Source organism: Caproicibacter sp. BJN0012 (assembly GCF_035986805.1).
Classification (GTDB): Bacteria; Bacillota; Clostridia; order Oscillospirales; family Acutalibacteraceae; genus Caproicibacter.
Genome location: NZ_CP142518.1, coordinates 149,856 through 172,347, shown reverse-complemented (window position 1 = coordinate 172,347; position 22,492 = coordinate 149,856). Strand labels below are relative to the sequence as shown.

Annotated in this window: 20 protein-coding genes; 18 read left to right on the top strand and 2 right to left on the bottom strand. The window is 54.8% G+C overall.

The features are described 5' to 3' along the window. Positions 1-268: 268 nt before the first annotated feature. From VA597_RS00820 to VA597_RS00805, 4 genes are read left to right on the top strand one after another with little or no spacing between them, the layout of a single operon-like run. Positions 269-415 carry a hypothetical protein gene (locus VA597_RS00820; RefSeq protein ID WP_326974937.1) on the top strand — a complete coding sequence of 49 codons (147 nt, stop codon included), beginning with the start codon at positions 269-271 and terminating at the stop codon, positions 413-415. Continuing rightward, positions 385-1,341, top strand: coding sequence for a UbiA prenyltransferase family protein (locus VA597_RS00815; RefSeq protein WP_326974936.1), 957 nt, complete (start codon positions 385-387; stop codon positions 1,339-1,341). The genes VA597_RS00820 and VA597_RS00815 overlap by 31 nt, the downstream gene beginning before the upstream one ends. After that, positions 1,341-2,054 (top strand): HAD family hydrolase, encoded by a 714-nt coding sequence (locus tag VA597_RS00810; protein WP_128741168.1) that lies wholly within the window; start codon positions 1,341-1,343, stop codon positions 2,052-2,054. Before VA597_RS00815 ends, VA597_RS00810 begins: the two co-directional genes overlap by 1 nt. Next, entirely contained in the window at positions 2,051-4,405 is a 2,355-nt protein-coding gene (locus VA597_RS00805; protein ID WP_128741167.1) for a hypothetical protein, read from the top strand. The genes VA597_RS00810 and VA597_RS00805 overlap by 4 nt, the downstream gene beginning before the upstream one ends. 127 nt (positions 4,406-4,532) lie before the next feature. On the opposite strand, the gene VA597_RS00800 is transcribed toward VA597_RS00805, so the two are convergent. Further along, complete coding sequence (locus tag VA597_RS00800) at positions 4,533-4,727, bottom strand: hypothetical protein (protein WP_128741166.1); 195 nt, start codon at positions 4,725-4,727, stop codon at positions 4,533-4,535. A gap of 398 nt (positions 4,728-5,125) precedes the next feature. Between VA597_RS00800 and VA597_RS00795 the strand changes: the two genes are divergently transcribed. The 7 genes from VA597_RS00795 to VA597_RS00765 all read left to right on the top strand — a co-directional run bounded on the left by VA597_RS00795 (position 5,126) and on the right by VA597_RS00765 (position 14,543). Beyond that, positions 5,126-6,115, top strand: a complete 990-nt coding sequence (locus tag VA597_RS00795) for a sugar ABC transporter substrate-binding protein (protein WP_128741165.1) — start codon at positions 5,126-5,128, stop codon at positions 6,113-6,115. Further along, entirely contained in the window at positions 6,102-7,655 is a 1,554-nt protein-coding gene (locus VA597_RS00790) for a sensor histidine kinase (RefSeq protein ID WP_326974935.1), read from the top strand. The genes VA597_RS00795 and VA597_RS00790 overlap by 14 nt, the downstream gene beginning before the upstream one ends. Continuing rightward, positions 7,633-9,225, top strand: coding sequence for a response regulator (locus VA597_RS00785; protein ID WP_128741163.1), 1,593 nt, complete (start codon positions 7,633-7,635; stop codon positions 9,223-9,225). Before VA597_RS00790 ends, VA597_RS00785 begins: the two co-directional genes overlap by 23 nt. A 5-nt stretch (positions 9,226-9,230) precedes the next feature. Continuing rightward, on the top strand, positions 9,231-10,307 hold the full coding sequence (locus tag VA597_RS00780; RefSeq protein ID WP_128741162.1) for a sugar ABC transporter substrate-binding protein: 1,077 nt from the start codon (positions 9,231-9,233) through the stop codon (positions 10,305-10,307). A gap of 283 nt (positions 10,308-10,590) precedes the next feature. After that, entirely contained in the window at positions 10,591-11,742 is a 1,152-nt protein-coding gene (locus VA597_RS00775; RefSeq protein WP_243112570.1) for a sugar ABC transporter substrate-binding protein, read from the top strand. A gap of 83 nt (positions 11,743-11,825) precedes the next feature. After that, a complete protein-coding gene (locus tag VA597_RS00770) occupies positions 11,826-13,349 on the top strand; it encodes a sugar ABC transporter ATP-binding protein (RefSeq protein ID WP_128741161.1) in 1,524 nt (507 codons plus the stop codon). Positions 13,350-13,361: 12 nt separating this feature from the next. After that, the gene (locus VA597_RS00765; protein WP_128741160.1) at positions 13,362-14,543 is read left to right on the top strand and encodes a sugar ABC transporter permease; all 1,182 of its coding nucleotides are present in this window, start codon (positions 13,362-13,364) and stop codon (positions 14,541-14,543) included. Positions 14,544-14,752: 209 nt separating this feature from the next. On the opposite strand, the gene VA597_RS00760 is transcribed toward VA597_RS00765, so the two are convergent. Beyond that, positions 14,753-15,718: an IS30 family transposase gene (locus tag VA597_RS00760; protein WP_128741069.1), complete on the bottom strand. Its 966-nt coding sequence runs from the start codon at positions 15,716-15,718 to the stop codon at positions 14,753-14,755. Between the two features lie 145 nt (positions 15,719-15,863). Here VA597_RS00760 and VA597_RS00755 point away from each other — a divergent pair, with 145 nt between their 5' ends. The 7 genes from VA597_RS00755 (at position 15,864) to VA597_RS00725 (ending at position 22,480) form a co-directional block, all read left to right on the top strand. After that, positions 15,864-16,085: a hypothetical protein gene (locus VA597_RS00755; RefSeq protein WP_326974934.1), complete on the top strand. Its 222-nt coding sequence runs from the start codon at positions 15,864-15,866 to the stop codon at positions 16,083-16,085. Positions 16,086-16,136: 51 nt separating this feature from the next. Beyond that, entirely contained in the window at positions 16,137-16,871 is a 735-nt protein-coding gene (locus tag VA597_RS00750; RefSeq protein WP_128741159.1) for a pseudouridine synthase, read from the top strand. A gap of 223 nt (positions 16,872-17,094) precedes the next feature. Continuing rightward, a complete protein-coding gene (locus tag VA597_RS00745; RefSeq protein WP_128741158.1) occupies positions 17,095-18,207 on the top strand; it encodes an ABC transporter ATP-binding protein in 1,113 nt (370 codons plus the stop codon). 252 nt (positions 18,208-18,459) lie between these two features. Next, positions 18,460-19,545 (top strand): PucR family transcriptional regulator, encoded by a 1,086-nt coding sequence (locus tag VA597_RS00740; protein WP_128741157.1) that lies wholly within the window; start codon positions 18,460-18,462, stop codon positions 19,543-19,545. A 164-nt stretch (positions 19,546-19,709) separates the two neighbouring features. Beyond that, the gene (gene ftsE, locus VA597_RS00735) at positions 19,710-20,396 is read left to right on the top strand and encodes a cell division ATP-binding protein FtsE (RefSeq protein ID WP_128741156.1); all 687 of its coding nucleotides are present in this window, start codon (positions 19,710-19,712) and stop codon (positions 20,394-20,396) included. After that, the gene (gene ftsX / locus VA597_RS00730) at positions 20,386-21,297 is read left to right on the top strand and encodes a permease-like cell division protein FtsX (RefSeq protein ID WP_128741155.1); all 912 of its coding nucleotides are present in this window, start codon (positions 20,386-20,388) and stop codon (positions 21,295-21,297) included. The genes ftsE and ftsX overlap by 11 nt, the downstream gene beginning before the upstream one ends. Next, positions 21,287-22,480: a murein hydrolase activator EnvC family protein gene (locus VA597_RS00725; protein ID WP_128741154.1), complete on the top strand. Its 1,194-nt coding sequence runs from the start codon at positions 21,287-21,289 to the stop codon at positions 22,478-22,480. The genes ftsX and VA597_RS00725 overlap by 11 nt, the downstream gene beginning before the upstream one ends. Positions 22,481-22,492 lie beyond the last annotated feature (12 nt).

Below are 22,492 nucleotides of genomic sequence, written 5' to 3'. Positions count from 1 at the left end.
CGCCTTTCGATCCGCCTTGCGGCGGCGGGAAACCGCGACGGCGATTCATCCTCCTATTTTTCCAGATTCTGACTTGCACTTCATTCAATTATAAGATTCTTTACATATCTTCCTATATAAAGGGAACGGCCCGCCTGAGGCGGGCCGTTCCCTTTTTTCCGTAACTCTCCCGCCGGCGCACTGGGATCGGGGACCGATTCCGGCGCGCCGGCAAAATACTCATGATACTTTTAGTTGAAAGAAAGGAAAAGAAGTATTAAAATCTGATATGAGACGGAAGATGATCCGGGGAATCGAAGCCTCCGGGCACGGACGGCGGAGAAGCCGCCCCGGAGGTCACTATCAGCCGGTCAATCAATTTAACGGAGAATGGAATCTGATTTCATGCAGGAAACGCATCGACCTTCCGAACTGAGAAATTATATTAAGATCGCACGGCCCGACCACTGGATCAAAAACCTCTTTTTGCTGCCGGGTTCTTTTTTCGCGTTTTTTCTAACCTCCCAGCATATGCCCTGGGAAAAAGCCGCTCCTCTGCTGATCGGTCTTGCGGCGACCTGCCTCATCGCTTCCGCAAACTACGTCATCAACGAATGGCTGGACGCCGATTTCGACCGGTTTCACCCGACGAAAAAATTCCGGCCCTTCGTCACGGAACAGATGAGCGTCAGGTTTTTACTTCTGGAGTATTGTCTTCTCTGCGCGGGCGGGCTCCTGCTTTCCGCCCGGATCAACCGCTGTTTTCTGACGGCGGAGCTCGTGCTTCTCGCGATGGGCCTCCTCTACAATGTGCGCCCGCTGAGACTGAAGGACCTGCCTTACCTGGACGTCCTCACCGAATCGGTCAATAACGCGCTTCGGTTTTACCTCGGGTGGTTTATCATCACAGACCGGTATTACCCGCCCGTCAGCATCATACTCGGGTTCTGGTTCGGCGGGGCTTTTTTAATGGCGGTCAAGCGCTTTTCCGAATACAGGATGATCGCCGACCCTGCCCTGGCCGGAAAATACCGGAAATCCTTTCTGCACTATTCGGAGAAGTCGCTGCTGATCTCTTCTTTTTTTTACGCGATGTTCTCGGTGTTTTTTCTCGGCGTCTTTCTGGTCAAGTACCGGATTGAGCTGCTTCTGGCGGTCCCGTTTCTGTGCGGTTTGTTCTGTCTCTATTTTTCCATCGGGCTGAAAAAGGACTCTGCGGCACAGAAGCCGGAAAAACTGTTCCGTGAAAAATTTTTGATGCTGTACCTGGTCTGTTTTCTCGTTTTGGTGGTAGTCCTGCTGTTCGTCAATATTCCACAGCTCAGCGTTTTCCTGAGCGACAGCCTGATCGAGGTAAGCTGATGCGGATAAAAAAGAGCCTCACTTCCAAAGGGAGGCCCTATCGGGCGGTTATTTTCGACATGGACGGCACACTCTATCATCAGCGGGCGCTCCGCCTTTTCATGGCCGCCGAGCTGCTTCGGCACTGCCTGCGGCACGGACGGGAAGGGCTTCGCGACTGCAAAATTCTCTCCGGTTACCGGAAAAACCGCGAAACGGAATGTTTTTCGGGAGATTGGGAAACGGAGCAGTACTCCGCCGTCGCGCGGAGATTACACCTCCCCGAAGACGCCGTCCGGCGTACCGTCGAAACGTGGATGCTCAAGGCCCCGCTCTCCCATCTCTATGCCTGCCGGGACCGGCGGCTGCAAAAGCTGATCCCCGAACTCCGCGGCCGGGGAATTCTTGTTTTCATTTATTCCGACTACCCCGCGGCGGAAAAGCTGAAAGCCCTCCGGCTTTCAGCGGACGGCTGTTACTGCGCCGCGGACCCGGAAATCCGGCGGCTGAAGCCCGACCCCGCCGGGCTGCGGGCAATTCTGGGCAAAAATGAACTTTCTCCCTCGGACTGCCTGATGGCGGGGGACCGGTTCGACCGGGACGGAAAGGCGGCGGAAAACGCCGGGATGGATTATCTGATCCTCCCTGCCGGAAAAGGGCGAAAAGAAGCCGTCCGGCTTTTGGGACAGGCCACGGGCTTTCCGCAAAAACACGAAACGGGGGATAAAACTTGACTCAGCTGCTGCTCCTCTCCGCCCTGCTGGCGGCCGGCACTTTCGCTCCGGGCTTCCTCCTGTTCGGAATGCGGCACCGGGAATCGGTTTTTTCCTTCGGGAAACGGAATTATGCCGTGATGTGCGGCCTCTCGGCGCTCCTGTGCTTTGCCATCCTGTTTCTGACCGGTAATTTCATCGGCAGGGCGGAATCCACCCCGGACGCCTTTCTCAGAACCGGATGGCCGATCCTCTTTTTAGAAGCCGCTCTGTTCTGCGCGTCCGTCCTCTGTGTCTGGATGCTGCGGCAGATGGGGGAATTCTTCTCTGGAAGAGAACTCTATTCCATCATGAAAACCGCCTGCATCCTTGTTGCCCTTTGCCTTTTCTGTGAACTCTTTGTTTTCAATTATTTAAGTTTCGTTCCTTCCGTAAAAAATATGTCCGCGGGATCCCTCCCCCTCGACGGCGCCAAACTGGAAAACGGGGCCTCCTTTTCCGGAGGGGAAATCTCCATTGGAGACAACGGCGGGTCCGTGACCTTTGACGGGGTCGGCCGAACGACCTGCTGCTTCCGGATTCAGGCGAAGGACAACGGAAAAGTCTGCATCGTGAAAGTGGAACTCCGCGACGAGAACATGGCCGCCGACTTTTACCATTGCGGCACCTACGACTTCAGCGCCGATTCCGCCCGGACCACGGTCCTTCCGGTCTACTCCGCCGGAAAACTGGATTCGGTCCGCTTCGTCTTCGACGACAGCTGCGCCGGCCTGCGCATTCAGGGAATCTCGGTCAACCAGCCGGGTTTCTTCTTTTCCTGGGGCCGTTTTCTGCTGCTTTCCCTGCTGGCGGTCGGAACCTTGTGCATCATCCGGAAAAAAGCCTGGACGGTTTTCTACGATCGGACCTCCCATACCCACAATCGGATCATTGTCTGGCTGGCGGTCCTTCTGTGCTTTGTGTCGGTTGCCCTCTGCAACGCCGCCGGCGCGGGAAAGGAGATTTCGTACCCGCTGCGGGGGGCCCCGGAAGCCTACGGCTGCTATATCCAGCAATTCGACGCGTTCCAGAAGGGGCAGCTGAACCTGGATCTGAGCGTCGACCCGAAGCTGGGGGCAATGAAAAATCCCTATGATTACAGCGCCCGTGTGGCGGATGGCGTCTCGTTCAGCTGGGACCGTTCCTATTATAATGGAAAATACTACTCGTATTTCGGCTTGACGCCCCTCTTCACCGTTTACTATCCTTATTATTTTCTGTTTCACTCTTTGCCGGCGGATTCGCAGGCCGGTGCCATTCTGGCGCTTTGGGCCATCCCGTTCCTCTTTCTGCTGCTGCGCGAACTCGCGCTGCGGTACTGCAAAAAAATCAATCTTCTCTTATTTCTGCTTGGGACGGCGGCGGCCGTTTTTTCCAGCATGCTGTTCATGCTCCAGATTTCAGCGGACTTTTATTACATCGCCTATCTGTCCGAAATGCTGTTTCTGTGCGCCTTTCTTTTCCTGATCTTCCGGTCGGACCGAGAGAGCCGGGCGGGACTGCGGGCGTTCCTTCTGTTTCTCGGCGGCATCGCCTATGTCCTCGCCGTGGGAAGCAGGCCGGTCGCCGCCCTGTCCATCGTGCTGGTCCTGCCGGCGCTCCTGAAGGAGCTGCTGCACGGAGAGGGACGGATTTCGCGCCGGCTGCTGCGGCTCGGCGCGTTCGCCCTGCCGGTCCTCTGCGGCGCGCTGGCGCTCATGGAATACAATTTTCTGCGGTTCGGCTCGCCGTTCGAATTCGGCACGACGTATCAGCTTACCATCGACAACATGAGCTGCAACCGCTTCAGCATCCTGAACCTCATCCCCGCCGTCTACCATTACTTCTTGCAGTTTCCCAGCCTTGACCCCAGGTTTCCGTTTCTCCACGTTGTTGACAGGCAGTTCAATTATTACTCCTCGTATAAACTGCATATCGTGATGCTCGGCATGATGAGTTTTCCCAGCCTGTGGTGGATTTTCGGGATGCGCCGCTCCCCGGTCTACCGGGAAAGAAGCGACGCGCGGCTGTTTTTTTGGACGGTCCTTCTGCTCTCGCTCGGAATCGCCGTGCTGAATTACTCCGTTTCCGGCATGGATATCCGCTATGTCACGGACTTTTCGCCGCTGCTGTCGGCGCTTTCGCTGCTTGTCATTCTGGATCTCAACCGGGAATGCGCCCGGTCCTCCCCGGCGGCGGGGGGCCGCTCCCCTTCTTACGCGCTGTCCTGCGCCAGCCTGATTCTCACCATTCTTGTGGGGACCGCGGTGATTTTCGGCAACGAGAGGAACACGATCTATTACACCGACCCGGCCTTTTACGCGAATCTGGAACGGCTCTGCATGTTCTGGTAGCGGCATCGCCCGCATCTATGGCCCGGACACAAAGCGCCTTTTGCGCCTCCGGCGGCCACGACCCAGAGCATGTCCAAGGATCAGTGCGTCACTCGAACAGGGAAAGCTTACCCCGGTTTCTCCGTTGTCAATATAGACCTCGTAAAGAGAAAACTCTGTTGCCCGCCATATAAGCGCGCAGGGGGCTTTTCTGATTTTGCAGCATATCGCTGTCCAACTTGCCGCTGTCCATAACGGAAAGGCGCACATACAGACTTTTGTAAACACGGTTTGGCAGCGCTGCATTAAGAGGCTGTGCATAGATTCTACTTTTTCTCGCCATTTCAGCACCCCCTTGCTCAGAAGCTGCCTGCTCCGCTTCCTCTGGGATACCTTTGAAAACGTGGCGCGAATTCTGCTGTCTGATACCCGCACCGCCCCTTCGGAAGACACGATATTCCCTCTTTCGGGTCCGTTATTCGGATATGGAAGACCGGCGGCCAGGCAGCCCGACAGGGAAAAATGCAATGGCTTGTCATTGACAATGACCTTCAGGGTATTCCGTTTATATCCATTAATTGGTAATAATAAATTGGAGAGGCAAATATCGTTCATAGAAGGAATTATATTCTACTAAGAAATGCTATTATTCTAATATAGGATTTGACGCTGCCCCGGCCCGAAAGGCCTGGGAGGAAACCTCTTAAAAACGTAATTTCCTTCCGATGGAGATGAAATCGCATGAAAGGCATTTTTGCGTCTCTGGTCATCGTGCTGATCATGATTTCCGCTATGCTGTACGGTCTTTACGACACCGGACGCAGCCGGACAAACGGGCAGGAGCCTGTGGGCAAACCCGCTTACCACGTTCAGCTTGTGACGCAGAGCACAAATGAGCATTTTTGGACGACGTTTAAAAAAGGAGCTTCCGATGCCGGAAAAAAATTGAATGTGTATGTTGAATTCGTAGATGTCGCCCAGAACAATGAAGACACCTCGGTGAAAACTCTTGAGAAAGCTCTCCTCTCCAATGTTGACGGAATCGCGCTTCAGGCGGAGGATATTGAAAAGACATCCGCCCTTGCCTCGGAAGCGCGGCAGAAAAAAATTGCCATACTTACTTTCGAGAACGACCACTTCTTTATTCCCGAAGTTCCCACGGTGGGTTCCAGCAGCTACGACATCGGCTTCCGCGAGGGCGAGATGGGCGTAAAGGCCTGCGGCGGCAAAGGGAACGCGGCGATCATTGTGAACGGCAGCGGAAGCAAGGAAAGCAGCCAGTATAAAAACCTGAAGCTGCAGGGCATGATGGACGTTTTCTCCAAAAACAAGGGAATTCAGGTTCAGAAAATATATGCGCTGGATTCCGGCATGTTCGAAACGGAAAAACTGATGAGTACCATTCTGACACAGGACCCGAAAATCAACCTGATTCTCTGCACGGACGAGCGCAGCACGCCCGGCATTGCTCAGGTACTGGTCGACGAGAACCGCGTGGGAGACGTTTCAGTCATCGGCTATGGGGCCATGCCCCAGACTTTGAATTACATCGGACGTGGTGTCATTTATGGTTCCGTCTGCCCGGACGCCTACCATATCGGCTATAATTGCGTTCAGCAGCTCAACTCGATTCTGAAAGGGAACCATATCTCCGACAGCCTGAATACGGATCTGTTTTCCATCGATGCGGCAAATGTCGACCGGTATCAGGTGGCTAATGATGAAAATTAAAACGAGGCCGTCATTCGGCGGGATGAAATACCGCACGAAACTAATGGCCTTTTTCCTGCTTGCCGTTTCCACCATCATGCTCGCCAGCCTTTTCGCCTACCTTTCCTCCCAGATCCTGATGGGGGACACGAACCAGATGCTGAAAAAGAATCTGGAGCTCACAGTGGCCTACAGCAGACTGGAAAAGGTTCAGAACGATATTGAAATTTATCTTTCCACCAGCAGTTCGGACAGTCTCATCGCATTTTACAACGACAGTTCCTCCCTCAACGAAAACGCCGCCGAACTGCTTTCGGAGGTTTCCTACACGGAGCGGGGGATTAAAATCAAAAACGTAGCAAATATGATTTTGAACTACCTTGATAAAGCTGAAGCTGCCATAAACGAAAAAAGAGGAAGAAATATCTCCGCCTACACGGCCGATTATGAGGAAATCGTAAAGGAAAGCGACTACATCACGGTCTATATGGAAGAGATCATGAGCCGCGACGTCATCGACAGTTCGGAAAAGTTTGAGGAGATCAGCGTCCGGCAGCAAAACACGTCTCTGCTCAACGATATCTTAATCGCGTGCGTCATGGGATTCGTCATCGCCATGATCATTCTGTTCAGTTTCGAGGTGACCAAACCCATCACAAGGCTTGCCGGATACGCCCAGAGGATTGCGGACGGCGATTTTGACATTGCCATCCAGCCGGACAGGACCAGCGGAGAAATCCATACGCTGTACAGTGTGTTCGCCTCCATGGTGGTCAGCATCAGGGAATATGTCGACCAGATCCAGGAGAAAAGGCGCCTGGAACGCACGCTGAGTGAAGAGAAGCTGAATAACCTGAAAATGAAAAACGCGCTGCACGAGTCGGAGCTTCTGGCGCTCCAGTCGCAGGTAAACCCTCATTTTATTTTCAACACAATCAACATAGGGGCAAAGATCGCCATGCTCCAGGGAGACAGGGCTACCTGCACCTACCTTGAAAACGCGGCCGATATTTTCCGCTATAACTTGAACGGGCTGGACTCCAACGCCACGCTGAAGCAGGAAATCGACAACGTCGTGTCCTATATGTATCTTTTGCAGATGCGCTTCGGCGACACGATCCGGTTTTCGCTCGAGGCCGACGAAACGGATTCGGAGCTGATGGGACTCGTTGTTCCCCGGATGACTTTGCAGCCGCTCGTTGAAAACGCCTATATTCACGGCATCAGCAAAATGGAAGAAGGCGGCACCATCCGGCTGAGAGCATGGAAGGAGGGAAAGCTTGCCCATATTGAGGTCTGCGACAGCGGGAGCGGCCTGCCGCCGGAGCAGATCGAATCCATTCTGAACGGATCCCCCGAAGATACCGGCGACGACAGGCCCCATGAGCGGGGGCACACGACGGGGATCGGACTCGACAACGTGCTGAAAAGGCTGCGGCTTTTCTTTGACAGGCGTGACGTCATGTGGATCGATTGCGCGGGCGGTCTGACAAAATTCATTCTGGTCCTGCCGCTGAATTACGAAGGGAGTGGCGAAAATGTACCGGGTGCTGATCGTTGACGACGAACCGATCGCGGTGAAATCCGTCGAGTACATAATCCGAAACGATCTCGACAGGCTTGAAGTCGTGGGTACGGCCGGCTCCGGACGGGCCGCCGTTGAAAAATCAGACAGCCTTCACCCCGATATAGTAATTATGGACATCAACATGCCGGGCATCAACGGACTGGACGCCATGAAGCATATCCGCAGAGAAAACCCGGCGGTCCACTTCATCATCATTTCAGCCTTCGACTATTTCAACTACGCGGTGGAAGCCGTCGCGCTGAACGTGGACGAATATCTCCTAAAGCCGGTAAAAGAGGAAAAGCTGGTGCAAACGCTGGAAAAGGTGGTCCACCGGATCGACGAGCGCCGCGACAAGGTCAAGCGGGAGCTGGAACTGAAAGAAAAATTTGAAATGGTGATCCCCGTGCTGGAAACGGGATTCATCAGTTCCATCTGCATGCTGGACGGTTCCGAGGAAGACCTTCAAAAGTACTGCCGGCTTTTTGGGTTTGAAAGGACGGGCGGCTATGTTCTCGCCGTCCAGTTCGGGGAAACGGACGGGGGTGAAGTGCAGAACAGAATCGGAATCGGAGTACAAAGCCAGAAGTTTTATCAAAACTACCGCGACATTCTGAAAAATGTATGTGTGTGTGTCGTGGGGCCACTTATGCTTAACCGCCTGATCGTTTACGTGCTGGACGAACATTCCCCTGGGTTTGAGCAGAAGCTCGCGGCGGTGGAAACGGCGCGGCGTTTTCTCCATCAGGCGCAGAAACTGAAACTGGGTTTATCCGCCGGAATCGGGGGGTACTGTCCGGACGTTCGGGGGGCGCGCGAATCCTATCGGCAGGCGCTTTGCGCGCTGGAGTATCTTTCGCGGCTGAAAAGCGAAATCCCCATCCTGCATTACGAGGACATATTGGAGGAAAAGAAGGGCACGGGGAACTATTACGCGCAGCAGCTTGTTCAGGCGGTCTGCACCAAGGCGGATGAAGGCGACGCGGGAGGGGCCCTGTTCGCTTTTTCCAATATTTTCGACCGGATGTGCGCGGACGTCATGCCCGATTTCGATGAACTGAAAAACAACTGCATCTCACTGATCGTTGGATTCGACCGGAAGTGGGGAAACTGGATCCGGGACTACCCCGCCGCACTCGGGGAGGCGGCCGCCGCATGCAGCCAGACGGAGCTTTGTCATATCTGCAGCCGCTTTATTGCAGGGGCGGTGAATGAAATCGCCTCAGGGAAAAAGAAAAGGGCGAACGACATTATTCGGAAGGCCGATTCCTACATGGAGTCGCATTACGAGAGCGAGGTCACGCTGGGTGGAATTTCAAGAGAAGTCAACTTGAGCCCCTATTATTTCAGCCATTTTTACAAGGAGGAAACAGGCGTAAATTTTATTGATAAGTTGATCAGGATCCGCATTGAAAAGGCGAAACACATTTTAGCGTCCACGGATGCGTCCGTCAAGGACGCCGCCAAACAGGTAGGGTATGCCGATCCCAATTATTTTTCAAAACTGTTCAAAAAGATTGTCGGCGTCACGGCAAGCGAGTATAAAGAACATTATGGGAAGTGAGTCTTGTGACAGCAAAACCTTTCAAACGGCGTAAAGGCGGGCTGGTGGCGGCGCTGCTTGCCGTCGTGCTCGGAGCGGTCTGCACGGGATGCGGCGCAAAGCAGGCTCCGGAGTCCTCGGAGGGCGGAGGTCACAGAATACTGGTTGGATTCTCCATGGCAACGCTCAAGGAAGACCGATGGCTCCGGGACCGCGATATCTTCTCCGCAAAAGCGAAACAGGAGGGACTGGACGTCATTGTTTCCAACGCTAACAACGACGCCGCCATGCAGCGGGAACAAGTGCAGGACATGATTCGGAAGAAGATCGACGTTCTGGTCATCGCGCCGCAGGACCGCGATGACGCGGCGGCGTGCGTTCAGGAAGCCAAAAAGGCCGGAATCCCCGTGATCGCGTACGACCGGCTCGTCAGGAACGCCAATGCCGACGTCTATGTTTCATTCGACACCGTGAAGGTCGGCGAATTGCAGGCAGGCTCGCTGGTCAAAGCTGTTCCCGAGGGCGGATATCTTCTAATAAACGGGTCAAAGGACGACAACAACACCTCCATGTCCCACGACGGCTGCATGAGCGTGCTGAACGGGCCGATTCAGGCCGGGAAGATCCGGATCGTCGCGGAAACATGGGTGGAGGACTGGCGCAGAGAAGGAGCCTACAGCTTCGTTTCCGACCAGCTCAGGCAGCATCCGGACCAGATCAAGGCGATCATCGCGGGCAACGACTCCCTCGCATGGGGCGCCATCGACGCCCTTTCAGAAGCGAAGCTTGCCAAAAAGGTGCTGGTCGTAGGGGAGGACGCCGACCTGGCCGCCTGTCAGCGCATCGTGGACGGGACGCAGCATCTCACCGTCTACAAGCCGATCGAAAAGCTGGTGGATCAGGCGGTAAAAACCTGCAAGCTTCTCGCCGACGGGGAAAAGCTTTCCTACAGCCGCACCATAAGCGACGGAACCTACAATGTCCCTTTTCTCATGATCGACGTAGTCGGGGTGACAAAGGGTAATATCGACGAAACGGTAATCAGGGACGGCTTCCATCTCAGAGAGGACGTATACCGCACGCCTGAGGTCTCCTCGAAATAAGCTTCACCACACAGGAGTCCCGCTTTTTTCCGCACTGCGGGGACTGCCTTTGGCCTCTGTGAACTGTTTGTTCACAGAGGCTCCTTTTTATTATTGCGGCAATAAAACGCTGCTTCAACCGGGTGGATCGCAGAACTCGGCAATATAAGAATGATACACAGCAATCCGGTTCATTGTAAACGAAGCCTTTCAATAGTATGATGAATATCACAAAAAGATAGCAAACGGTCCTGTGATTTATGTGCATTGCTATCGAAATGAAATTGGAAGGTGGATTGAAAATTTGAAAAGGTTTTTTGCTGTACTGTTATCGGTCATGCTGATCGCGGGGCTAACGGCCTGCGAATCAAAACCGGCCGACGTCGCGCCGGCCTCGTCCGGGGAGGCCCAGTCCTCGGGCGGCGCGGCAAAATCGGGCGGAATCGATGTGGGCATTATCCTTCCTACAAAGGACGAACCAAGGTGGGTGCAGGATGAAACAAGATTCAGGGACGCGCTGAAGGAATCCAATTATTCCATTGAAGTTCTATTCAGCCAGGGTTCTTCCGCAAAGGAAAAGGAAAATGTAGAAGCACTGATGGCCAAGGGTATCAAGGTGCTGATCATCTGCCCGCAGGATGCGGCAGCAGCGGCGGCGGCGGTTGACGAAGCCAAAGAGGAAGGCATCACCGTCATTTCCTACGACAGACTCATCACGGATACGAAATCGGTCGACTATTACGTCACATTCGACAGCATTTCGGTCGGCAAGGCGCAGGGACAGTATCTGATCGACAATGCGGCCGGAAAAGGCAATCCGCTGTATCTCTACACCGGAGCCGCGACCGACAACAACGCGTTCCTTTTCTTTGAGGGCGCATGGGACGTTCTTCAGCCGAAGATTGCGGACGGGACGTTCGTCATCAAGAACTCCAGCGAAGCCGTCAATCTTCAGTCCAAAGCGACCTTGACCCGCGACGAGGAAAGCAAGATCATCGCACAGGTCACCACTAACTGGGATTTCAACGAAGCGAAGAATAAGGCCGAAGCTCATCTGACGGCGGCGAAGGCGGCCGACAAGGGCAACGTTTATATCCTTGCGCCAAACGACGGCACGGCGCGCTCCATTTCGGATGTGTTCGCGGCGGACACGGCGGTGACAAGCTATAAGATCACCGGGCAGGACGCCGAAAAGGCGTCGATCCAGTATATCATCGACGGCAAACAGTCCATGACCGTGTTCAAGGATGTACGCATTCTCGTCAAGGACTCCATTGCGATGGCGATTTCCATCCTCCAAGGCAAAACTCCCGAGACAACAGGAACATACAACAATAAAATGGTCGACGTCAAGGCAAAACAGACAGACGTTCAGGTCGTGGATTCCAAAAATGTGAAGAGTGCCATTATCGACTCCGGATACTATCAGGCTTCCGATTTCACCAACCTGAAGTAACGTGACAAAAAGCAGATGGGATACTGGTGACAAAGATCCAGTGTCCCATCTGTTTTTACAGCATATTAAGGGAGATTTTGCGTATGGGTGATTACATACTTGAAATGAAGGATATCACAAAGGAATTCCCGGGGGTCAAAGCTCTGGACCGGGTCAACTTCCAGGTAAGGAAGGGAGAAATCCACTGCCTTGTGGGCGAAAACGGAGCCGGAAAGTCCACCTTGATGAAAGTTCTCTCGGGGGTCTATCCTTATGGCACTTACAGTGGACAGATCATCCTGAACGGCGCGGAGCAGCATTTCACAAATATCGCCGACAGCGAGAAAGCCGGCGTCGCCATCATCTATCAGGAGCTTGCGCTGATTCCCGAGCTGACTGTTTACGAAAATATCTATTTCGGCCATGAGATCATGAACGGGAAGACGGTGGACTGGAACAAGACCATCATCGACGCCAGGGAAATACTGGAGAAGGTAGGGTGCGGCGCGAATCCTGTCGCAAAAGTCAAGGACTTCGGCGTCGGCACGCGGCAGCTCATTGAGATCGCGAAGGCGCTCAGCAAGGACATAAAGCTGCTGATTCTCGACGAGCCTACGGCCGCCCTGACGGAAGCCGACAGCGCACATTTGCTGGACCTGCTGAGAAAATTGAAAACGCAGGGGGTCACCTGCATCATGATATCCCACAAGCTAAAGGAAATATCTGAAATCGCCGACAGCATCACAATACTGCGCGACGGCAAAACCATTTGCTCCATGGATGCGACAAAACAGAAGGTTCCGGAAAATGTGATCATCCGCCATATGGTAGGGCGGGAGATCGACAACGTTTATCCTCCCAAGGAGCAGCGTACAATCGGCGAAGTCAGTTTTGAAGTAAAGGACTGGTCGGCGTACGACCCCGCTGCCGGCAGGGAGATTCTTCACCATGTCGGCCTGAATGTGCGAAAGGGCGAGATCGTCGGCATCGCGGGGCTGATGGGCGCGGGCCGCACCGAATTCGCGCTGAGCGTGTTCGGGAATCCACGCGGGTACAAGGTGTCGGGCGACATGTTCATCAACGGAGAAAAAGTGAGCTACCATCATCCGGCAAAAGCGATTCGTGGCGGGCTCGCGTATATGACGGAGGATCGGAAGGCGAACGGTCTGATTCTGATTCAGGACATAAAGCAGAACATCGTCATGTCCAATCTTAAAAAAATATGCAGAAAAGGAATCATCAATGAAAACGAGGAAGTAATCTCCGCCAACGGGTATATGAAATCGATCAATATCAAGGCGCCGTCCGTGGATCAGGTGGTCGGTAATTTAAGCGGCGGGAACCAGCAGAAGGTTTCGCTGAGCAAATGCCTGTTCATCGATCCGCATACCCTGATTCTGGATGAGCCGACCCGCGGCATCGACGTGGGCGCCAAATATGAAATTTACACCATTATGAACCGACTTGTGGCAAACGGCATGAGCATCCTTATGATATCTTCCGAACTCCCCGAGATTCTCGGCATGAGCGACCGCATTTACGTGATGTCCGAAGGCAGGATCACCGGGGAACTTCCGACCGGGGAAGCGACGGAAGAAAAAATCATGACAATGGCTACGGTCAGTTAGGAGCGAGAGAATATGAATCTTTGGACCGAGACAAAAACGCTGCTAAAGAAAAACATCCGTGATTACGGAATGTATATCGCCCTGGCCGCCATTATCGTCATCTTCAGCGTCAGCACGGGCGGCGACTTCATTTCACCGAGAAACATCAGCAACTGGATCAACCAGACCGGCTACATCGCCGTTCTTGCCGTTGGAATGACGCTCATCCTGATCATCCGACACATCGATATCTCCGTCGGGTTCCTGTGCGGCTTCATCGGCGCCATTTCCGCTATTTTGATGACGCAGGCCCACGTTCCGGCATGGCTGTCGATTGTGCTTTCGCTTCTGCTCGGCCTTGTGATCGGTATGTTCGGGGGTTTTCTGGTGGCGAAAGTCGGCGTTCCGTCTTTTGTGGTCACGCTTGCGGGCATGCTTGCATTCCGGGGGCTTCTGCTGTGGGTCACGGAAGGCACCGGGACGATCATTGTATCGGACGAAGGCTACAACGCGCTTGGAAATGGGTTTATCCCGGACATCGGCACAGTGAACGGCCTGCACATCCTGACGATACTGATCGGCGTGTTAACGATTATTTTTTATATCTTCTCGCAGATCAAGACGCGCAATAATCAGCTCCAGTATCATTTTCAGGTCCTGTCCGTACCCATGTTTGTAATCAAGCTGATCTTTATTTCTCTGATTATCGGATACATTGACTATATTCTGGCCGGATTCAAGGGCATTTCATGGACACTGGTCGTTGTGGCGGTCGTCGTAGCCATTTACAGCTTCATCCTAAATAAAACGCCGCTTGGACGTCACATTTACGGCGTAGGGGGCAACGCGCAGGCCGCAGAGCTTGCCGGCGTCAATGTGAAAAAGGTGACGTTCCTGGTGTTCGCGTCAATGGGCCTGCTTGCGGCCCTGGCCGGCATTCTGTTCACCGCGAGGTCGAAATCCGCAACCCCGACAGCAGGCACGGCGTTTGAAATGGACGCCATTGCCGCGGCCTATGTGGGCGGCGTATCAGCGGACGGCGGTGTCGGTAAGGTGACGGGCTCCATCGTGGGCGCCCTTGTCATGTCTTCGCTGATGAACGGCATGAACCTGATGGGCATCGGTATTTCCTACCAGTACATTATCAAAGGGGCGATCCTTGTCCTTGCAGTCATTTTTGACATTACGACCCGTAAAAACAGAAAAGTGGATTGATCCCCGCGCATTTGGAATATTTCCACGAACGCGGGAGCCTCATGCGGACGATTCCCGTGAAGTTCCTCATCGGCGGCAAACAGGTCTAACCATTCCTTCCGGCGCATCCGACCTTCCATTCGGCATCGCCCCAATGGTCCGCCGCATTTACGGCCCGGTACCCCTTAACCTACTCGCACGGGCCCCGCCTTTCTGATATAGGTGAATTGTCAAGTGAAGTGCAACAGATAAGAAGAAATGACTTCAGCAGGAGTTTTCCAATTCAAACATTTACGCGGGCGGTCGTTGAGACGCTCCATGACAAATGCCACGGCTTCTGGGGTAAGTTCTGTAAAACGGGTTCCTCTGGGGAAAAACTGACGAATCAATCCGTTCGTATTTTCCACAGTTGGCTTCTGCCACGGAGAGGCTGGGCGAGTGTAATAATACAACGCTTCAAAGCGGCTCTCAAATTCACGGTGGCAGTTGAATTCGATCCCTCGATCCGACGTTACCGTGCGGAGCGGAACCTTTCCGCCTTCAAAGAAGAACTCAAAGCCCCGCATGACTTCTTCCCGTCTGATGTTGCGCAGGACGGCCAGGCAGCAGTATCGACTTTTTCGGTCGGTCACATTCAGCAAATAAGCGCGTTTTGCTTGTCCGAACCCGATCGTGTCAGCTTCCCAGTCTCCAAGTCTCTTTCTGCGTAGAGCTTCTTTGCTTCTCTCCCGGATTTCCCGCGCCCCGGCCTTGTACCCACGAGTTTCTCCATGCTGACGGCCATAGTGACGCAGTTTCATCGTAAGTTGTACGGAACGTGGCAGCAAGTCCGCGCGTAGCCACCGATATATGCTGCTGTGCGAGATTTTCATGTCCCGGTCATCCGGATAGTCTAACCGGATTCTTCCGGCAATTTGTTCGGGCGACCATGACAATTCAAGCTTTTCGGATATGTAAGCTGTCAGACGTGGGTTTTGATACAGCCTCTTCCGGCGGCATTCCATTCGCCGTTCAAGGTACCGGGCCCGTGCCGGAACGCTAAGATATTTTTGTCCCGAACGGTTCCTCTTGATCTCCCGGCTGATTGTGCCCGGATCCCTTTGCAACCTGCGTGCAAGCTGCCTCATACTGATCCCGTTATTCCACAATTGGGCTATCAATGCGCGCTCTTTTGGTGTAAGATGGTGGTAGTCCATAAAAAGCCTCTCCTTCAGTGGTGTCTTTTCAACTCCTACTGTATCATGGATTTGGCTTTTTGTGGACTCTTTCTACCCTCCTGTTGCACTTGCTATTTTAATTCACCCTTGAACGAAAGGAGGGGCCTGCGCGGCCTGAGCGCAAATGAAAAAACAAGAAGAAATTTCGGTTAAGGGGCACCCGGCCATGGGTCCGGGAGGAATAGGCCCCGCGCGGCCCGAGCGCAGTCCCTCCGGACGGGACGCGCCTACGGCGTTCCCGGCTTTAGTTTTCGGGAATTTCCTGCCTCCGTCCCGCCCGTCTCAGCCCGCCTTCTTCCGCGTGCTGACCGGCGGGCCGAAGTCGGCGGCGACTCGCCGCCCTTGATCTTTTCCGGGGGAACGGATATACTGGTCCCATCGGAAGGTGGGACGGCGGATGGGAAAAGAACGCCTGGATAAGATCCTGGCCTCGCAGAACCTGGGGAGCCGGAAGGAGGTCGGCGCGCTGATCCGCGCGGGACGGGTCTCCGTGGGCGGAACGGAGGTAAGGCGGCCCGAATGGAAGGCCGACCCGGAGGCGGACGTCATCGCGGTGGACAGTCAGGTCCTGAACTTCAAAAGGCATGTCTATCTGATGATGAACAAACCGGACGGCGTGCTGTCGGCGTCGCGCGACCCGCGCGCCCGCACGGTCGTGGATCTGCTGCCACCCGGCCTGCGCCGCCGCGGCCTGTTTCCCGCCGGCCGGCTGGACAAGGATACCCGCGGGCTTCTGATCCTGACCGACGACGGCGGGTTCGCGCACCGGATGCTTTCGCCGAAAAGCCATGTGACGAAATGGTACGAGGCCGTTCTGGAATCTCCCGTTTCGGAAGCGGACGTCCTCCGGTTCCGCCGGGGCGTGGCGCTGGCGGACGGCACGGTCTGCCTGTCCGCCGGGCTTTCGGTTCTGCGGGAAGGGGAAACCCCTTTGGTCCTGGCGGGCCTGCGGGAAGGAAAATTCCACCAGGTCAAGCGGATGTTCCTGGCCTGCGGAAACCGCGTGCTCTCGCTGCGGCGGGTGCGCATCGGCGGCCTCGCGCTCGACCCGGAGCTAGCCGAAGGCGCGGCCAGGGAACTGGAAGCGGAAGAAGCCGCGCTGGTGTTTCGCACAGCGCCATGGATAAAATAGACGAAAATCGCCCCGCTTTTTTTAGTTCCCCGCAGACAAAATAGACGAAAAAGCGCCTTGCAATTTGTGTTTTATCGGATTTCCATAAAGCGAAAAAAGAAACTTTGGGTAAAAAGGACCTTGTTCATCCATTCCCGCTTCTGTTATGATGGCTTCAACAGGAAAAAACGGATTGTTCTTCGTAAGGCCGGCGAAGGAACGGATGAATCAGGAGGTTGTGCACATGGCAAGCGTAACGCTTAAAAATGTCTATAAAGTTTACAGCGGGAATGTCACCGCGGTCACGGATTTCAGCCTTGAGATCAAAGACAAGGAGTTCGTGATTCTGGTCGGTCCCTCCGGCTGCGGAAAATCGACCACGCTGCGGATGATCGCGGGGCTGGAGGAAATCACGAAGGGCGAGCTCTACATCGGGGACGCCCTCTCGAACGACGTGGCGCCGAAGGACCGCGACATCGCGATGGTGTTCCAGAACTACGCGCTCTACCCGCACATGACGGTGTTCGACAACATGGCGTTCGGCCTGAAGCTCCGCAAGATCCCGAAGGACGAAATCAAGCGCCGGGTGGAGGAAGCCGCCCGGAACCTGGACATTTCCCACCTGCTGGACCGCAAGCCGAAGGCGCTCTCCGGCGGCCAGCGCCAGCGCGTCGCGCTGGGCCGCGCCATCGTGCGCGACCCGAAGGTCTTTCTGCTGGACGAGCCTCTCTCCAACCTGGACGCGAAGCTGCGCGCCCAGATGAGGACGGAGATCGCAAAGCTGCACAAACGGCTGGGCACGACGTTCATCTACGTCACGCACGACCAGACGGAGGCCATGACGATGGGCGACCGGATCGTCGTGATGAAGGACGGATTCATCCAGCAGGTGGACACGCCGCAGAATCTGTACGATTACCCGGTCAACCAGTTCGTCGCCGGGTTCATGGGCTCGCCGCAGATGAACTTTCTCGACGGGACCGTCGAGAAAACCGGTTCGGGATACGCGTTCCGGTTCGGCGGGTACAGCGTCCCGATTCCGGCGGACAAGAACAGGGACGACGTGCTGAAAGACTACGTCGGCAAGCAGGTCGTTTTGGGCATCCGCCCCGAGAACGTGCATGACGAACCGGAATTTTTGAAAAAGGCGACCGACGGCATCGTGGAGGCCGACGTGGAGGTTACCGAGCTGATGGGCGCGGAGACCTACCTGTACTTAAACTGCGAGGGAGTGAGCCTCACCGCCAGGGTCGACCCCTCCTCGACGGCGAAATCCGGGGACCGGATCAAGACCGCGTTTGAACTGAACAAGATCCATCTGTTTGACAAGGAAACGGAAAAGGCAATCCTGAACTGATTTTCCGCAACCGGCGGGCCGCACGGGCGCATTCGGCGTCTGTACGGCCCGTTTTTTTATCCGTTGGCGAAAATTTCAGCCGCCGTCAGCAATATTTTTTACGGTTATAACGATATTTCACAGCTTTTTTTCCCATAATATGAAAGATACGGTTGAAATCTTATTCGTCTTTGTGTAAAATGATGATAGATTTACTTATTTGAAAGAGAAAAGTTCAGATAGATCAGACAGATCTGGAAATGAGGGGATACCATGTCTAACAGGCTGTTTCAGGGAGTCATTCACCAAATGAAGGACGCGGTCGACCGCACCATCGGAGTGATCGACGAGACTTCCGTCATCATCGCGTGCAGCGAGCTCGGGCGGATCGGCGAGGTCAACGACAGCGTGACCGCGGAGGCGCTCACCGCTCCCGGCACTTTTGTCATCAACGGCTACACCTATCGGTCCTTCGGCAACCGCCCGCGCCCGGAATACGCGGTCTTTGTTTCCGGCAGCGACCCGGAGGCCGGCAGGTATGCGTCGCTGCTCGCGATTTCGCTCAGCAGCATCAAACAGTATTACGACGAAAAATACGACCGCAGCAACTTTATCAAAAACGTCATCCTGGACAATATCCTGCCCGGCGACATCTATCTGAAGGCGAGGGAGCTCCGCTTCAATTCGGATGTCAGCCGCGTGTGCATGCTCATCAAGATCACGAACAAGTCGGATATCTCCGCGTTCGACGTGATCCAGAACCTCTTCCCCGACAAGAACAAGGATTTCGTCATCAATATCAATGAAACCGACATCGCGCTCGTCAAGGAGATCAAGCCCGGCATCGAGATGAAGGACCTGGATAAGCTCGCGGGCTCGATCGTCGACACGCTCAGCAGCGAGTTCTACACCCACTGCGTCGTCGGCATCGGGACCATCGTGACCGGCATCAAGGATCTCGCCCGCTCGTTCAAGGAGGCGCAGGTCGCGCTGGAAGTCGGAAAGGTGTTCGACACGGAGCGCCTGATCGTCAGCTACGACAACCTCGGCATCGCCCGTCTGATTTACCAGCTGCCCACCACGCTGTGCGAGGCGTTTTTAAAGGAGGTTTTCAAGCGCGGCTCCATCGACTCGCTGGACCATGAGACGCTGTTCACCATTCAGCGGTTCTTTGAAAACAACCTGAATGTTTCAGAAACCTCGCGCAAACTGTTCGTCCACCGCAACACCCTGGTGTACCGCCTGGAAAAAATCAAGAAAATCACAGGCCTGGACCTGCGGGAATTCGAGGACGCCATTATTTTCAAGGTGGCGCTGATGGTGAAAAAATATCTTTCCTCCGATCCCGTTAAATTTTGACAATATAAAAAATTACAAAAATATTACAAAATATTTTTATATTGGAATAATATTTTTGAGGCCCGTTGGTATTATGTAAACGTACCAATGGGCTGTGTTTTTTACGCTCGGAAAATGGTCATAACAGGAAAGATAATGGGATTTAAGAATATGGAGAGATGGAATTGATTGATTTTCAGAACGTGAGCAAAATCTATTCCAACGGCACGAAAGCCCTGAAGGACGTCAGCCTCCGCGTGGACGACGGGGAGTTCGTTTTTATCGTGGGGTCGTCCGGCGCGGGGAAGAGCACGTTTCTAAAACTGATTACCTGCGAGGAGCGGCCCAGCGAGGGTGAGATCACCGTGGGAGAGCAGAAGCTTTCCGAGCTGAAACGGGGCGACGTGCCGTACCTGCGGCGCAGGATGGGGATGGTGTTCCAGGATTTCAGGCTGATTCAGAAAATGACGGTTTACGAAAACGTGGCGTTTGCCATGCACGTCGTCGGAGCTTCCAGCCGGGATATCCGGAGGCGCGTCCCTTACATACTCGGCCTTGTGAATCTGCAGGACAAGGCGGACTGCCACCCGCGCGAGCTTTCCGGAGGGGAGCAGCAGCGCGTGGGCCTGGCGCGCGCGCTGATCAATTCGCCGCGCCTTCTCATCGCGGACGAGCCCACCGGGAACATCGACCCGGCGCTTTCGTTTGAAATCGTCGACCTGTTCAGCGAAATCAACAAGCGCGGCACCACGATCCTGATGGTGACGCACGAGCATTCCCTGGTCAAGCGCTTCGGGCGCAGGGTCATTGAAATACACGGCGGCTCCGTTGTTGCGGACAGCTGCAACTGGGAGGCGCGCCATGATCAATAATATCCGCTACCTGTTTCGCGAGGGCGTGCGGAACATCTGGAGCAACCGGACCATGTCCCTCGCTTCGGTCGGCGTTCTGGTTTCCTGCCTGCTTTTAACGGGCGCCGCGATTTTGTTCTCCCTGAACATCAGCACCGCGATGGCGGCCGTGGAGGGAAACAATTCGGTGAAGATCTACATGGACAAGGACCTTCCCGTTCTGGCGTCCCTCAAGGCCGGCGAGCAGATCAAAAAGCTGGACAACATCAAAAGCTGCCAGTTTGTGTCGAAGGACAACGCGCTCAAGCAGGTCATGGGGATGCTGGGGGAAAAGGATTCCTCCCTGTTAAAGGATATGACCGGGAAGGACAACCCCCTGCCCGACGCGTTCCAGGTTTCGTTCAGGGATCTCTCCAAATATAAGGATACCGTGGCGCAGATCAGGAAGATCGACGGAGTCTCCTCCATCAACGACTATTCCGACATTGCGGCGAAGCTGACCAGCCTGCACCGTCTGGTCACGACGGTCGGCTTCTGGATCATTCTGCTCCTCAGCCTGGTTTCGCTGTTCATCATCTCCAACACCATCCGCGTGACCATGTTCTCCCGCAGGCTGGAGATCAGCATCATGAAATCGGTGGGCGCGACCAACTGGTTCGTGCGCGTGCCGTTCGTGGTGGAGGGGATCATCATCGGCCTGCTCTCGGGTCTTTTCGGGAGCCTGATCCTGCGTCTTCTCTACGACAAGCTGACCGGCACGCTGACTTCCATCACGCTGTTTTCGCCGCTCTCCATCGGGGCGATACAGTGGAAGATCACGCTGCTGTTCCTGCTTGCCGGCTCCCTGTTCGGCGCGGTCGGCGGGGCGATCTCAATCGGAAAATACCTGAAAAGAGAGGGAGGCGAAATCGTTGAGTGGTAACAAGGCCGTGAGGATTCTCGCCGCGGTTCTGGCGGCGTTTCTGCTTCTGTTTTCCGTTCCGGCAGTCCAGCCGGCCCAGGCTTCCACACTGAGCGACCTGCAGAAAAAGCAAAGCGGTCTGAAACAGAAAAAAGCGCAGGTGGACGCGCAGATCAAGAGCCTGAAAAACGATGAAACGAAAAAACAGCAGTATAAAGACGCTCTGACGTCGCAAATTAACACTGTGGAGGAACAAATTGACAATCTGAACGACCAGATTGCCGGCCTGAACAGCGATATCAAAGAAAAAGAAAGCCAGATTGCCCAAAAGCAGAAGGAGATCGACACGGACTTCGACAAGCTCAAGGAACGCCTGTACGCGATTTACCTGACGGGCGACGCGTCCACCATGGAAATTATCCTGAACGCGAAAAGCGTTATGGACCTCGCCGACAAGACGGAGATTCTGCAGGCAATCACCCAGCACGACACGGAGCTGATCGACCGGCTGAAAGAGGAAATGCAGTCCGTTTCGGACCAGAAAACGGACATTGAAAAGAACCGGGACGCCGTGGCGGCGAACAAGAAGGAATACGACCAGAAGCAGACCGAACTGACGAGCTACGTCAACGAGGCGAACAGCGCCCTGGCCGACATCGCGGCGGACCAGTCGGCCGCACAAGCGCAGAGCAAAGCGCTTGCCAAGCAGGAGGACGAAGCCTCCAAAGCGATTGACGCGTGGTACGCGGAGTACTATGCGTCAAAAGGCGGCGGCACGGGCGGCAGCGGCGGCTACGTCAGCACGGGCAACTTCATGTGGCCGGTGCCGAGCTGCACCAGTATCACGAGCGGATTCGGGCCCAGGTGGGGCACGGTCCACAAAGGAATCGACATTTCCCGCTCCGGCATTTACGGCGCGCAGATCGTCGCGGCGGATTCCGGCAAAGTGATGCAGGCGGGCTACGGCAACTATGGAACGGGGTACGGCGGGTACGGCAACGTGGTCGCCATCGACCACGGCGGCGGATACTCCACGCTGTACGGGCATATGAGCCGCGTGGCGGTCAGCAAGGGCCAGCAGGTGACGAAGGGACAGACGATCGGATATGTCGGTTCCACCGGGGACTCAAGCGGACCTCACTGCCATTTTGAGATCCGCGTCAACGGCGTTGCGAAAAACCCGCTGAACTGGTTTTCCAAGTAATCGATAAGGACT